Genomic DNA, 420 nt, shown 5'->3' with positions numbered 1-420 from the left:
CTCGAGAGCAGGCGCACGATGGTCTGACGGGTCTGGCGGTGGGGCTGGGAAGAAGGCATTTCGGTATCGTCACAGGCGGCCGCGGCCGCGATGGGGGATCCGTCAGTGGCAGGCCACGACGGCGTCATGGAATCAGGCGCCTTGGGCGATGATGCGGTGTACCGCGTCGGCGTAGCGCTGCAGCTGCTCCAGCGTCACGAACTCATCGGCGGTGTGGGCCTGGGCGATGTCGCCCGGGCCATACACCAGCGTGGTGTAACCACCGGCGGAGAACAGCGAGGCTTCGGTCCAGAAGTCCACCGCATTGCCGATCGGGATATCCAGCGCGTCGGCCACATCGCGCGCGGCGAGCCGGCGGTTTTCCGCTTCGGCGATGTCACCGGCCGGGAAACTCGGGCCGCGGAAGGTCTCGGTGAATAC

At 67.4% G+C, this 420-nt stretch carries 1 protein-coding gene; it reads right to left on the bottom strand.

What is annotated here, in order from left to right; translation table 11 throughout:
• Positions 1–132: 132 nt before the first annotated feature.
• Positions 133–420, bottom strand: a 288-nt coding sequence (locus AC1DN0_RS41590) for a M20/M25/M40 family metallo-hydrolase (protein ID WP_477146684.1), incomplete at its 5' end; no start/stop codon positions are given.

The organism is Cupriavidus sp. 05N39 (genome assembly GCF_056397325.1).
This window is presented reverse-complemented; position numbering and strand designations above follow the sequence as displayed.